The organism is Streptomyces sp. NPDC045470, from assembly GCF_040646595.1.
GTDB lineage: Bacteria > Actinomycetota > Actinomycetes > Streptomycetales > Streptomycetaceae > Streptomyces.
In genome coordinates, this window is sequence record NZ_JBEZAN010000003.1 from 816,373 (window position 1) to 829,934 (window position 13,562).

General features: G+C 75.1%; 12 protein-coding genes. 6 read left to right on the plus strand and 6 right to left on the minus strand.

The features are described 5' to 3' along the window. Positions 1-108: 108 nt before the first annotated feature. The 3 genes from AB0A97_RS13750 to AB0A97_RS13760 form a co-directional block, all read right to left on the minus strand. Positions 109-1,188 carry an MBL fold metallo-hydrolase gene (locus tag AB0A97_RS13750; RefSeq protein ID WP_361148582.1) on the minus strand — a complete coding sequence of 360 codons (1,080 nt, stop codon included), beginning with the start codon at positions 1,186-1,188 and terminating at the stop codon, positions 109-111. A 183-nt stretch (positions 1,189-1,371) separates the two neighbouring features. After that, entirely contained in the window at positions 1,372-2,586 is a 1,215-nt protein-coding gene (locus tag AB0A97_RS13755) for an aminotransferase class I/II-fold pyridoxal phosphate-dependent enzyme (RefSeq protein WP_361148584.1), read from the minus strand. Between the two features lie 219 nt (positions 2,587-2,805). Next, complete coding sequence (locus tag AB0A97_RS13760) at positions 2,806-3,624, minus strand: ANTAR domain-containing protein (protein WP_361148586.1); 819 nt, start codon at positions 3,622-3,624, stop codon at positions 2,806-2,808. Positions 3,625-3,805: 181 nt separating this feature from the next. Between AB0A97_RS13760 and AB0A97_RS13765 the strand changes: the two genes are divergently transcribed. After that, positions 3,806-5,191 carry a PAS domain-containing protein gene (locus tag AB0A97_RS13765; protein WP_361148588.1) on the plus strand — a complete coding sequence of 462 codons (1,386 nt, stop codon included), beginning with the start codon at positions 3,806-3,808 and terminating at the stop codon, positions 5,189-5,191. Between the two features lie 34 nt (positions 5,192-5,225). Here the strand turns inward: AB0A97_RS13765 and AB0A97_RS13770 are convergent, their stop codons facing one another. Beyond that, positions 5,226-6,086 carry a SigB/SigF/SigG family RNA polymerase sigma factor gene (locus AB0A97_RS13770; protein ID WP_361148590.1) on the minus strand — a complete coding sequence of 287 codons (861 nt, stop codon included), beginning with the start codon at positions 6,084-6,086 and terminating at the stop codon, positions 5,226-5,228. 366 nt (positions 6,087-6,452) lie between these two features. Between AB0A97_RS13770 and AB0A97_RS13775 the strand changes: the two genes are divergently transcribed. Further along, entirely contained in the window at positions 6,453-7,544 is a 1,092-nt protein-coding gene (locus AB0A97_RS13775) for an enolase C-terminal domain-like protein (RefSeq protein WP_361148592.1), read from the plus strand. A gap of 42 nt (positions 7,545-7,586) precedes the next feature. Here the strand turns inward: AB0A97_RS13775 and AB0A97_RS13780 are convergent, their stop codons facing one another. After that, entirely contained in the window at positions 7,587-8,021 is a 435-nt protein-coding gene (locus AB0A97_RS13780; RefSeq protein WP_361148594.1) for a VOC family protein, read from the minus strand. Between the two features lie 284 nt (positions 8,022-8,305). Next, a complete protein-coding gene (locus AB0A97_RS13785) occupies positions 8,306-8,602 on the minus strand; it encodes a DUF6158 family protein (RefSeq protein ID WP_361148596.1) in 297 nt (98 codons plus the stop codon). A gap of 394 nt (positions 8,603-8,996) precedes the next feature. Between AB0A97_RS13785 and AB0A97_RS13790 the strand changes: the two genes are divergently transcribed. The 4 genes from AB0A97_RS13790 to AB0A97_RS13805 all read left to right on the plus strand — a co-directional run bounded on the left by AB0A97_RS13790 (position 8,997) and on the right by AB0A97_RS13805 (position 13,499). Then, on the plus strand, positions 8,997-9,452 hold the full coding sequence (locus tag AB0A97_RS13790; RefSeq protein ID WP_361148597.1) for a CBS domain-containing protein: 456 nt from the start codon (positions 8,997-8,999) through the stop codon (positions 9,450-9,452). 355 nt (positions 9,453-9,807) lie between these two features. Next, on the plus strand, positions 9,808-11,289 hold the full coding sequence (locus tag AB0A97_RS13795; protein WP_361148599.1) for a phosphatase PAP2 family protein: 1,482 nt from the start codon (positions 9,808-9,810) through the stop codon (positions 11,287-11,289). Between the two features lie 81 nt (positions 11,290-11,370). Then, complete coding sequence (locus AB0A97_RS13800; protein WP_361148601.1) at positions 11,371-12,246, plus strand: methyltransferase domain-containing protein; 876 nt, start codon at positions 11,371-11,373, stop codon at positions 12,244-12,246. An 89-nt stretch (positions 12,247-12,335) separates the two neighbouring features. Then, entirely contained in the window at positions 12,336-13,499 is a 1,164-nt protein-coding gene (locus AB0A97_RS13805; RefSeq protein WP_361148603.1) for a CapA family protein, read from the plus strand. The last annotated feature ends 63 nt before the right edge of the window (positions 13,500-13,562 follow it).

Here is a 13,562-nt window from a genome sequence, read left to right on the forward strand (position 1 = left end):
TGAGCGGCCGCCCTGCCACACCCGGCCACCGGCCGCCCCCGCCACCCCCAGCCACCGGCCGCCCCCGCCCCACCCGGCCGTCGGCACCTCACCGCACGCGGCCCCGGATCACCCGGCCACCGCCCCCTCCCCCGCCCCGCCCTCCAGAACGCGCGAGCCGCCCACCGCCAGGTCCCACAGGTCCGCGCGCGGGCGCCCGGCGGCCTCCCAGGCGGCGCGTACACGGTGCAGCGGCTCCAGGGGCGCCTCGGCGGACAGCAGGAACGTCGACCAATGCATCGGGGCCATCGCCCGGGCGCCCACGTCCTGGCAGGCGCGGACCGCCTCCTCGGGGTCGGTGTGCACCGGACGCAGCATCCAGCGCGGGTCGTACGCGCCGATCGGCAGCAGCGCCAGGTCGATGCCCCGGTACCGGCCGCCGATCTCCTCGAACCAGTGGCCGTACCCGGTGTCACCGGCGAAGTACACCCGCCGCCCGTCCGGCGCCGTCATGACCCAGCCGCCCCACAGCGAGCGGCAGGTGTCGGTCAGGGTGCGCTTGCTCCAGTGGTGGGCCGGGACGAAGTCGAAGCGGACCGGCCCGGCGGGGCCCGGCAGTTCGACCGCCTCCCACCAGTCCAGGTCGGTGACGTGGGTGAAGCGGCGCCGGCGGGCCCAGCGGGCGAGTCCGGCGGGCACCAGGAGCGGGGTGTCGGGCGGAAGCCGTTTGAGGGTGGGGGCGTCGAGGTGGTCGTAGTGGTTGTGGCTGATCACGACGGCGTCGACGGGCGGCAGGTCCTGCCAGCGGACGCCGACCGGGGTGACGCGGGGCGGGGTGCCCAGGATCTTGCGGGACCACACGGGGTCGGTCAGCACCGTCAGGCCGCCGATGCGCAGCACCCAGCTTGCGTGGCCCGCCCAGGTGACGGCGATGTCCCGGGGGCCGGGCTCCGGCAGCGGACCGGGCTCGAAGGGCAGGTCGGGGATGTCCAGGAGGGCCTGGGCGGACGGCCGCAGCTTGCCCTCGCGGGCGATGCGGGCCAGGGCGCGTACGCCGGGCAGCGGCGCGGTGAGCCGGTCGGTGAAGTCACGGGGCCAGGTGCGGACCTCGCCCGGCGGGCGGACCGGCGCGGGCGCGGCGCCGGCCGGGTGCGGGCCGGCGGGCGGCGGGAGAGGCTCGGTGAGGGAACGTTCGGTCTGTTCGGTCATCGAGGGGCTCCATTCGGTGGGGCATGACCGGCCGTGCTGCCGGTCGGGACGGCCACCGGGGTGCGGGCGGAGGCCGGGGACGAAGGCCGGAGGGGACGAAGGCCGGAGGGGCGAGAACCGGAGGGAAGGAGGGGCGGGGGGACGAGGGCCGGAAGGGCGCGCGGCGGCGGCACGACCGGCGGGCTACGAGGAGCCGGTGTCCACGAGCGCGGCAAGAGTGGCGGACAGAGCGCTCAGCGCCTCGGCCACATGGGGAAGACTCAAGGGGTCGGGGGCTTCGAGGACCCGGCGCCGGTGGTCGGCGTCGGGCCCGAGCAGCACTTCGGTGCTCAGCCGTACACGCAGCGCGCGCGGATCGTCGCCGAAGCGGTGCCCGCCGCGCGCCGCCCAGGGCGCGAGAGCGCCTTCCAGAGGGGCCGGACCGGTGATGCCCCGGGCGGCGAGGGCCGGGCGCAACGGGTCGAAGTCGGCGTACAGGTGACTGCCCGCGTGCGGCGGGCGGCAGACGGCGCCCGCCGCCGTGAGGATGCGGTGCAGCGTTCCGGCGAGCGTGCCGTGCACCCGGGCAGCGGCGGCGGTGCGGACCCGTACGGGCTCCGGTTCGGTGAGTGCGTGGGTGACGACGGCGGCGACCGGCCCGGCCGTCGGGGTACGCAGCGCTTCGAGCCGTTCCAGGGTCGCGGCGCGCAGTGCGGCGCCGCGTCCGGTGTCCGGGAAGCGGGCCAGTGCGGCGGGCCAGGAGGCCGGTACCAGGGTGGCCCGCAGGTCGGTCAGGACGACGACGTCGTCCGGCAGCATCTCGGCCGGGCTCAGCACCACCGTGTCGTGGGGATCGTGCAGCAGGTCGCGGCCGGTCTCGTCGCTGACGACCCACAGTCCGTCCGCCGCTGCCGCCTCGCACACCTCGTGCACCAGCTCGGGCGGTGGGCAGGTGCCGCTGGGGTCGTCGGCCACGGAGACGAGCAGGACCCGTGGCCCCGCTCCGGTCAGCCGGGCCCGGCGTACGGCTTCCAGCAGGGCGAACGCGTCCGGTACGCCACCGGATTCGGCCGGTACGGGGACGCGGTGCACCGTCCGGCCGAGCAGTGCGGCGGCCGGCGCGTACCACTGGGCGCAGGGCCGTGGCAGCAGCACGTCGCCGCCCGCGGCCGCGAGCAGCGCGAGGAGCAGGGCGGGCGCGCCCGGCGCGGCGAGCACCCGTTCCGGCGCGGTCTCCAGGCCGCGGCGCGCCCAGTAGTCGCAGGCGGCGGCGCGCAGGGGCCGGGAGCCGCCGGGCGGCTCGGGTTCCGTGCGGTCCGCGGCGGCGGCGAGGTGTGCGGCGAGTTCCGGGAGGACCGGCAGCCCCGCCGGCGGATCCGGCTCCGGGGCCGGATCCGGATCCAGGGCCGTCCGCTGCATCCGTACCTCCACACTCCACGGCAGGTCGATCGTGGGCCCATCACATGAGTGCGGGCCCCGACCACCTTTGCAGATCGCGGGGGCAGGGAGGCGGGGCGACACGTCACCGGTCGGCCGAGTGCCGGTGTCCGGGCGCGGCGGGAGGCGGGCACGCGTGGCAGCGGTTCCGTCCGAGGTGGCCGGGCGCGGGGCCTTCGGAGACAGCGGTTCCGGCCGCCGCTACGGTGTGGGGCCGTCGTCCGGCGCTTCGGTGTCGGCGGAGTTTGCGCGCTTGCCCCGGGCGGCCGCGCGGTGGGGGTGTCGGCCCTTCTCGCCGAGGCACCGCAGCTCGGCCTCCAGCCCGTGTCCTCGGGTACGGACCAGGGCGCCGGCGAGGTCGGACAGCTTGCGGTTGGTCCGCTGGGACAGTCGGCGCAGCGTGTCGAAGGCCGTGTCCACGTCGCACCCCAGCACGTACATGAGGATGCCGCATGCCTGGTCGACCACCGGCCGGGTGCGCAGGGCGGTGTCGAGCTGGTCCACCTCGACGAGCACCTCACGGTAGCGGCGTTCCCGCGCCAGTCCGGTCGCGGCCAGCTCACCCAGCACGTCCGTCGCCGTACAGCCCTTCTCGACCTTCAGGCCCGGCCGGAAGCCGTAGACGGTGAGGGTGAGGGTGATGCCGTCCCGGCGGTACGGGAGGGTGGCGCTGGAGCGTACTCCGGCCTCCAGTGCCTTGGTGCGGTACTCGGGCCAGCGGCTCTCGTGCAGCAGGTCGTCGGTGCCGGTGGCCCGGCCGGTGTCCAGCGCCGCGGGGATGGGCCCCTCACCGGACTCCCACTGCACACTGACCAGGGCGGACAGGTCGGGGTGGGTCACCGCGGTCGGCCCTTCGGCGGTGCCGTCGGCGGAACTCACCGTCGCGGCGGCGCCGCAGCTGTCCGGGGTGCACAGGGCGGCCTGCTCGGCGAGGTGGGCGAGACTGCGGGCGGAGGGCCCCTCGGCGAGGTCCGGCGTCCCGGTCTCGAAGCGGGTACGGGTCGGCGTTGTCGCGTCCACTGTGTGGTCAGTCCTTTCGGGTCCGTAGACGGGAAGTCATGGACCCCGCACTGGATCGGCTGCCCGGTGCGGGCGGACAAAAACACCTGTTTCCCGTCGAGTTCGGGTATCCGGGCCCGGTCCCCGGTCGGCTTGGCGCCGGCGGGGTACGGTCCGGTGGCGCACCGGTTAGGTTGAGGGCATGGCCGAGGTCGAGCGCGTCGCTGCGGAACTGGCGGACTTCCGCAGACGGGTCGAAGAGCTGCGCGCCGCACGCGCCTTGCCTTCCACCGAGCGGCTGTCCGTCCTGGACGCCGCTCTCTTCGAACTCCAGCACGTCGTCGACGTGATGCTGCCCCGCCTCGAACGGAGCCTGCCGGCGGACCGGGACAACGGCGCCCGGCGGGCCGCCGAGGAACAGCAGTTGCTGCGCGCGCTGTTCCAGCGGATGCCGTTCGCGGTGGTGCTGCTGGACCCGGACGCGGTGATACGGCGGCTGAACTTCGCCGGCACCCGGCTGTTCGGCATGCGCGCCGGCTATGCCGCGGGCCGCCCGCTGACCGCCTCGCTCGTCCCCGAGGAACGGGCCGCCTTCCGCTCCCAGGTGGCCGCGGTCGCCCGCAACGAGGGCGACCGCAGCCTGGTCGTACGGCTGCTGCCGCCGCCGGACGGTGTCCGGCGCGCGGACGAGTCGTTGCGGGCCACCATGACGGCGCTGCGGCCCCAGGGCGAGCCGGGCACGTCCGTCCTCACCGTCTTCCTCACCGGCCCGGAGCCGGTGGCGGCGGAGCGGCCCGGAACCGCGGAGCGTACGGAGGCCCCGGACCGCGCGGCGGAGGCGGAGCGTACGGGGAACCCGGACCGCACGGCGGAAACGGGACGTACCGGGGACCCGGACCATGCGACGGAAGCGGACCGCACGGGGAACCCGGACCACGCGACGGAAGCAGGCCGCACGGGAACGTCGCGGCCCGGCCTGTCCGAGGTGACCCGCAACACCGAACTGATGGACCTCCTCGACGACATGACCACGGCCCTCCTGGATGCGCCGCGGGAGCCCACCGCCGTGCTCGACCGGGCCTGCCGGGTGCTGCGCGGGCGCTTCGCCGACTGGGTGACGGCCGATCTGGTGACCCGCGGCGGGGGGCCGTTGGTGCGGGTGGCGGCGCACGGGCCGGAGAGACCCGGGCCGTACGCCGGGGACGAGGCGTACGGCCCGGCGGCGGACGGCGCGACGGGCCCGCGCGGCACCGGCGGTCCGCATTCCCCGGACGACCTCGCGGCCGTCCTGGCCGCGCAGCTCCCCGGGGACTGCCCGGTCGTGGTCGAGGCGGCCCGCGCGGGCAACGCCACCCTCCAGGTGCGTCCGGAGGATCTCGGGGCGTTCGGTCACGACCCCGCGGGGGCGCCGATCCTGGCCCGCGCCGAGGTGACCTCGCTGCTGTGCGTGCCGCTGCGGGCGAGGACGGGGCCGGTGCGCGGTGTCCTGACCCTGTTGCGCACGGGCGGACGGCGGGCGTTCAGCCTGGCGGAGGCGGGCGCCGTCGACCGGCTGGCCCGCCACCTGGGGCGCGCGCTGCACCCCTGAACCCTGGGCTGTCGATGAGCCCCGGGCCCTGGCCTCAGGCCGCTTCCCGTTCGCCCACCTGGTCGCACAGCCGGGTGCAGGTGCGGTTGATGAGGCGGGAGACGTGCATCTGCGAGATGCCGAGTCGGTCGGCGATCCGGCTCTGCGTCATGTCGCAGAAGAACCGCAGGTAGAGGATCTGCCGCTCGCGCTCGGGGAGCATCTGCAGCTTGGGCCTGACCGCCTCGCGGTCCACGACGAGGTCGAAGCCGGGCTCCGGGCCGCCGAGGGTGTCCACGATGGCGTACCCGTCGTCCGCGCCGGGCAGTTCGGCGTCCAGCGAGAGCGTCGAGTAGCTCTCCAGCGCCTCCATGCCGAGCAGTACCTCCTCCAGCGTCATACCGGTGTGGCGGGCGATGTCCCCGGCGGCGGGGCGGTGGTCGTCGGGCGCGTGGGTGAGCTCCAGCGTGGCCGTACGGACGCGGTTGCGCAGTTCCTGGACACGCCGGGGCACGTGCAGGCCCCACATGTGGTCGCGGAAGTGCCGCTTGACCTCGCCGACGATGGTCGGCACGGCGAAGCTCTCGAACGCGCAGCCGCGGTCCGGGTCGTACCGGTCCACGGCCTTGACCAGGCCGAGCGAGGCGACCTGGGTCAGGTCCTCGGTGGTCTCACCGCGGTTGCGGAACTGCCGCGCGAGACGTTCGGCCATCGGCAGCCAGGCACAGACGATGCTCTGGCGCAGCGCGTCCCGCTCCGGCCCGTCGGGCAGCGCCGTCAGCTTGCGGAAGTCGGCGCCGGTGTCCGGCGCGTCGTCGTGCGGGTGCTTCTTCTGGGTGCGGCGCGGGCCCGGCGGGCGGTCGGCGGGCCGGCCGCGCTGGGTACTCGCGAGATGATGTGTGCGTACAGAGGGCATGGTCCCGGCTCCCTGATCGGTGGACTGGGGTCCTCCGCGGGAGCGCAGCCGGAGTGCACGCTCGGAGAGCAGGTTCGCTCCCACGGGCGTGCCTCCGGTCCGAAGCACACGGATCGCGTGCCCGGAGCCGGTGCCGGTAAACGCCTCGCGGGCCGAATCGGCCGCGGCACACACCGGCACGGGAGGTTTCCGGCCCGCGGGTCAGGTAACCCGTGCGGGACGGCCTGCTGCCCCCGGTCACCGGCCGGGCGGCCGGGCCGGCCGACGGTGTACGCGTACCGGCGGAACCCCCTGCGAGCGGCCGGAGCGGCAGGAACGAGGGCCGGTCCCGGGCCCGCACCGAGACCGAAGAGGAGCCCTCCGTCAATGAAAGTCGAGCGGCTGGACGTCACCGCCTACACCGTCCCCACCGACGCGCCGGAAGCCGACGGCACCCTCGCCTGGGACACCACCACCGTCATCGTCGTCGAGGCCCGCTCCGGGACGACCACCGGGCTGGGCTGGACCTACGCCGCCGCCGACACCGGCTCGGTCGTCCGCGACCTGCTCACCCGTCCGGTCCTCGGCCGCTGCGTGCTGGACGTCCAGGGCACCTACGAGGCCATGAGCCGGACGGTGCGCAACGCCGGCCGGCCCGGGCTGGTCGCCTGCGCGCTGTCCGCGGTGGACATCGCCCTGTGGGACCTCAAGGCGCGGCTGCTGGAACTGCCGCTGCTGCATCTGATCGGCGCCGTACGCAGTGCGGTGCCGGTCTACGGGTCGGGCGGGTTCACCACGTACCACGACACCCACCTGGCGACGCAGTTGAACGGATGGGTGCACGGGCAGGGCATCGAACGGGTCAAAATCAAGATCGGTGAGGAGTGGGGCCGCGCCGTCGAGCGCGATCTGTCCCGCGTACGCAACGCCCGTACGGCCATCGGACCGCGCGCCGAGCTGTACGTGGACGCCAACGGCGCGTACACCCGCAAGCAGGCCGTACGGGTCGGCCGGGCACTCGCCGACCAGGGCGTCGGCTGGTTCGAGGAACCGGTCTCCTCCGACGACCTGGAGGGCCTGCGGGTCGTCCGTGACCTGGTCGTGTGCGACGTGACAGCCGGCGAGTACGGCTACGACCTGCCGTACTTCGCGCGCCTGGCCCCGGTCGTGGACTGCCTCCAGATCGACGCCACCCGGTGCGGCGGCCTGACGGTCTGGCTGCGCGCCGCGGCCCTCGCCGAGGCCCACGGCCTGGAGGTCTCCGCCCACTGCGCACCACACGTCCACGCCCACCCGGCCGCCTGCGTACCCAACCTGCGGCACATCGAGTGGTTCCACGACCACGTACGCATCGAGTCGATGTTCTTCGACGGCGTCCTCGACCCGTCCGGCGGCACGGTCCGCCCCGGCACGAAACAACTGCCGGGCCACGGCCTCCAGTTCCGCCACGAGGAGGCTACGCCGTACCGGGTGCTGTGAGGGGCGGGCGGGTGCCCGGGCGGACGCGCCGATGTCCGTCCGTCAACTCCCGTCGGCGGGCCCGCTGGTGGCCTCCGGAGGCGCGAAGACGCAGAACTCGTTGCCCTCCGGGTCGGCGAGGATGTCCCAGGCGATGTCCTCGTCACGTTTGCGTACCAGGGTCGCGCCCAGCCGCAGCAGGCGGTCGGTGTCGCCCCAGACGTCCAGGTGCATCCGGTTCTTGACGGACTTGGGCTCGGTGACCGGGTTGATCCAGATCAGCGGGCCGGTGCCGGCGGGATCGACGATCGGGACCGGCCAGGCGCGCGGCTGCTCCTCGTCCGTCGCGGGCGGGCGGCGGACGTAGCCCATGGCCGCGCACCACCAGTCGGCGAGAGCGTGGTGGTCGCGGGCGTCCAGAGCCAGGTCCTTGAACCGTGCGGGCGCGCCCGGTTCCTGTGGCGTGGCGCCTGCCGTGGTGTGCCGGATGTCCGCCATGTGTCCCTCCCTGACAGCCGCCGGCCGGCGGCCGGTCACCGCATTGGACCACGGCATGGCGGCGAACCGGCCGGACGGGGTGGGGTCCGGTGCACGGAGCACGAAAGAGGCCCGGGCACGGAACCCCACATTCCGCACCCGGGCGCTCTTTCCCACTGCCCCGTCGCCCTGGCTCCCGGGGCCTTCTCCGTGGCCGCTCGGCCGGTGACCGGGTACCTGCCCGGTGCCCCGGTCAAACGTCCCGATGTCACCGGACGGGGCCGAGGGGCGGTGTCACGGGGTGGTCAGCCGGTGCGGGCACGGGCACCGGAACGGGTGCGGCCGGAGGCGACCCAGCGGCGCGGATGGCGGCGCAGGTACTCGCCCTCCAGCTCCGCCATGCGCGCGTTGTGGGTGGTCAGGGCGTCGGTGGAACCGTGCAGGAGAGTGTCGTGGCGGGTGCGGTGGATGGTCTCCAGCTCGCGCAGCAGCTGCTGTTCGTCGAGCCGGGCGGGCGGGACTCCCAGGGTCGCGGTGCCCGGTGCGGCAGCCTTCGTCTCCGCGGGCCGCGGCGGGTCCGTGGGCATGTCGTGGGACGGCATCGGGGTTTCTCCCTCCGTGTCGGGTGCGTCCCTTCGGGTACCCGCTCGCACAACCACCCGGACACGTCCGGCGGCAGGCTCGGAGCGAGCCCCGGAGGCAGGCATGGAACTCGGATTCCTCACCCCACTCACTACCAGGCCGGGCCCCGGCCCCGCGGGCCGTTCCGGTACCTCGGACCATCCGGTCCGTCCGGTCGCCTCCTTCGATCGTACGAGGACCGCTCCGGCCCGGCGCGGCGACCGGCGCCGCCACGGCGGGTACGGCGCCGTCTGCGTGCTCCCGCACGACGCCCCGGGGTGACGGTTCCCGGGGCGCTCCCGTACCCCGGGCCCGCCCCGGCCGCCGCGGCCCCTCCTGCCGCCCGCCGGCCCGACCGAGAGAAGGCGAACAGCCATGGCACAGTTCGTAAGGGACGTCATGACCCCGGACGTCGCGGCGGTCCTGCCGGACGCCTCGCTCGTCGAGGCGGCGCAGCTGATGCGCGCCCAGGACATCGGGGACGTCCTGGTGACGCAGGACGGCGTGCTGCTGGGGGTGGTGACCGACCGGGACATCACGCTGCGCGCGGTGGCCGACGGGGTCGACCCGCTCGCCGTGTCCTGCCGCTCGGTGTGCACCCCCGAGCCGGTCTGCGTCGGCCCCGACGACCGGATCAGCGAGGCGGTCACGCTGATGCGCACCAACGCGGTGCGGCGGCTGCCGGTGGTCGAGAACGGGACGCCGGTGGGGGTGGTCAGCATCGGCGACCTGGCCCGTGCCCAGGACCCGGACTCGGCGCTAGCGGACATCAGCAGGGCCGCCCCGGACAGTTGGCCGGACACCGGGAACGGAGGGCCGGGGCTCGCCTGAGACCGGGCGGCGAGCCGGGCCGGGCCGGGCGGGTCGGGTCGGGCGGGCTGGGCCTGGCTGGGTGGGCTGAGCCGGCCGAGCCGTAGCCGGGCCGCGCGGTCACGGCCCCGCCGTCCGGGGCCGCCGGGCCCGTCGCGGCCACCGGGCTCACCCAGGCCACCGGCCCCACCGGAGGCGACCAGGGCCCACCGGAGCTGACCACGGCCCACCGGAACCGACCAGGGCCCACGGGGGCCCACCCGAGTACCACCGATCCGACCGATCCGACCGACGGGAGCGGCTGCCGATGAAACGGACGACGCGGGGAACGGTGGGGCTGCTGTATGTGCCCCCTTCTTCGGGGTACAGGTGGCCCATGCGAAAGCTGCTGAGTACCTGGGACCGCGAGATCTTCGACAGTGTCGCGTCACGGCACTGGCCGGGCGCGCAGCGCGTGCTGCCACGGCTGACGCGCACCGCCGACCACGGGCTGCTGTGGATGGGGATCGCGGCGGGCGCGGCCGCCCTGGGCGGCCGGCCGATGCGCAGGGCCGCGCTGCGCGGGGTGGCCTCGCTGGCCGCGGCGTCGGCGACGGTCAACACCCTGGGCAAGCGCTCGGTGCGGCGCCACCGGCCGCTGCTGGACGCGGTACCCGTCATACGGCAGCTGAACCGGCAGCCCTTCACCACCTCCTTCCCCTCCGGCCACGCGGCGTCCGCCGCCGCCTTCGCCACGGGCGTCGCGTTCGAGAACAAGTGGTGGGGCCTGGCGCTGGCGCCGGTCGCCGCCTCCGTCGCGTTCTCCCGCGTCTACACGGGCGTCCACTATCCCGGTGACGTCCTGGCGGGAACCGCGCTCGGTGTGGGTGCCGCCCTCGCGGTGCGCGGGCTCGCGCCGACCCGGGCGCAGCTGGCGCCCCCGGCGCGCCCGGCGGCCGACGCGCCCTCGCTGCCGGGCGGCCGCGGGCTGTTCGTGGTGGCCAACCACGCGTCCGGGCAGCGCACCGGGCAGCGGCCCGACCGGGTGCAGGAGGTGCGGGGCGTACTGCCGGAGGCCGAGGTGGTGCTGTGCGGCGACCCGGAGTCCCCGCCGATGGACAAGGCGCTGGAGGAGGCCGCCGAACAGGCCGCCCGGGCCGGCGGCGCGCTGGGCGTGCTGGGCGGGGACGGCACCGTCTGCGCCGCGGCGGCGGTCGCCGTGCGGCACGGCCTGCCGCTGGCGGTGCTGCCCGGCGGCACCCGCAACCACTTCGCGTACGACCTGGGCATCGAGACGCTGACGGATGCCGCCCGGGCGGTGGAGAGCGGTGAGGCGGTCGCGGTGGACCTGGCCGGGTTCCGCACCGCGCCGGGCGAGGACCCCACCTATTTCCTCAACACCTTCTCCGTCGGCGCGTACCCGGAGCTGGTGCGTGTACGGGAGGAGTGGGCGAGCCGGATCGGCGCCTGGCCGGCCGGGGTGCTGGCCGCCTGGAAGGTGCTGCGGACGGCCGACCCGGTGACGGTGGAGGTGAACGGGAAACAGCGGGAGCTGTGGCTGCTGTTCGCGGGCAACTGCGCGTACCGCGGGCTGGGGCTGGCGCCGGTGCGCCGGCACGACCTGGCGGACGGCGTGCTGGACGTACGGGTGGTGCACGGCGGGCGGCTGGCCCGTACGCGGCTGCTGACCGCGGCCCTGACGGGTGCGCTGCGCCACTCCCCCGTGCTCAGCGAGTCCCGGATGCGGTCGGTCCGCCTGGGCGGCCTGACGGAGGGCAGCGTGCTGGCGTACGACGGTGAAGTGGCGCCCGCACCCCGTGAGTTGACGATCTGCAAGGAGAACGAGGCGCTGACCGTCTACCGCCTGCTGCCCGAATGACGAGACGGTGTTCTCATCATGCGGTTGCCCGGCGTACGGTGCTCACACCTGCAGACCGGGAGCGCGAAGGAGCCGTCCGCCATGCCGCACGAGTCCGCCGTCCACACCCAGGAGCCCCGCGGGTCCGCCGCCCGTCCCCCGGGCCACCGCGAGACCGCCGTGTACACCCACGGGCACCACGAATCCGTCCTGCGCTCGCACACCTGGCGCACCGCCGCCAACTCGGCGGCGTACCTGCTGGACGCGATCGAGCCGCACATGGAGATCCTGGACATCGGCTGCGGCCCCGGCACCATCACGGCCGACCTGGCCGCGCTGGTGCCGGACGGCCGGGTCACCGGGCTGGAGCACGCACCGGACGTACTGGAGCAGGCGCGGGCCACCGCCGAGGGACGCGGCCTGGACAACGTCCGCTTCGTGACCGGCGACGTCCACGCCCTGGACTTCCCGGACGGTTCCTTCTGCGTCACCCACGCCCACCAGGTCCTCCAGCACGTGGGCGACCCGGTCCAGGCGCTGCGCGAGATGCGGCGCGTCACCAGGCCGGGCGGCGTGGTCGCCGTACGGGACGCCGACTACGCGGCCATGACCTGGTATCCGGCGACCGAGGGCATGGACGACTGGCTGGACCTGTACCGCAGGGTCGCCCGCGCCAACGGCGGCGAGCCGGACGCGGGGCGGCGCCTGCGCGCCTGGGCCCGGGAGGCCGGCTTCGCCGACGCCGCGATCACCTCGACGGCGAGCGCGTGGTGCTATGCGACAGCGGAGGAACGCTCCTGGTGGAGCGGCCTGTGGGCGGACCGGACCGTGGCCTCCGCGTACGCCCGGCGCGCAGTGGAGGGCGGCCACGCCACGGAGGCCGCGCTGGACCGGATCTCCGGCGCGTGGCGGGAGTGGGGCGCGCGGGAGGACGCCTGGTTCAGCGTACTGAACGGCGAGATCCTCTGCCGGGTGTGAGGCGCCCGCCGGGCATGCCTCCGTACGGGGCGTGACCCGACCGCCACAACCAGCGCGAACTCCCCGGTTCCCCCCGGTATGAAGAATCCGTGACAAGAACGCACGGACCGGCCGCCCTGGCCGTACTGGCACTCCTGGCGGCGGGCTGCGGTCCCCAGCAGCCCGCCGCGGGACGCCACGGCGCGACCTCCGGGCAGCCCGCGCGGGCCGCGGCGTCCGGCGGTTTCACCCTCCTGGCCACCGGCGACGTGCTCCCGCACACCGAGATCATCGAGCAGGCCCGCAAGGACGCACACGGCCGCAGCCACGACTTCGGCCCGATGCTCGCCGGTGTCCGGCCCCTGGTCTCCGGTGCCGACCTCGCGATCTGCCACATGGAGACGGTGTACGGCGAGGACGGCGGCCCGTTCACCGGCTACCCCGCGTTCAAGTCGCCGCCCCAGGTCGCCGCCGCGCTCAAGGCCACCGGTTACGACTCCTGCTCCACCGCCTCCAACCACACCCTGGACGACGGCCCCGCCGGAATCCGCCGCACCCTCGACGCCCTGGACGCGGCGGGGGTACGGCACGCCGGCTCGGCCCGTACCGCCGACGAGGCCGGCCGGCCCACTCTCCTCGAGGCCGGGCGGGCGAAGGTCGCCCAGCTCGCGTACACGTACGGCACCAACGGCATCGCCGTCCCCGAAGGACAGCCCTGGTCGGTCAACCTCATCGACCGGGACCGGATGCTCGCCGACGCGCGGGCCGCCCGGCGCGCGGGCGCCGACGTGGTCGTGGTCAGCCTCCACTGGGGCACCGAGTGGCAGCAGGAACCCGACGAGCAGCAGCAGACGCTCGCCCACGCCCTCACCGCCGCCCGCACCGGCGGCCGCCCCGACATCGATCTCCTCCTCGGCACCCACGCCCACGTCCCGCAGGCGTACGAGAAGGTCAACGGCACCTGGGTCGTGTACGGCATGGGCGACCAGCTCGCCGGCTACATGTACAACCCGCAGGGCGCGGTCGACCCCCGCGGCAACCAGAGCTCGATGGCCCGCTTCACCTTCGCGCCGCCGGACGCGGCGGGCCGGCGCTGGACGGTGACCAAGGCGGAGTTCACCCCGCAACTCACCGATGTGGAACAGGCGTTCCGCGTCGTCCCGCTGACCGGCGGCGCGCCCGGCGGACCGGCGCACGCGCGGGCCCGGGACGCCGTACGCGAGGTGGTCCTCTCCCGCGGCGGCGCCGACGACGGCCTGTCGATGACCGGTTGACCGTCCGGCGGGCCGACCGGACCGGCAGAATCGACGGGACCGACCAGACTGGCCGGACCGACC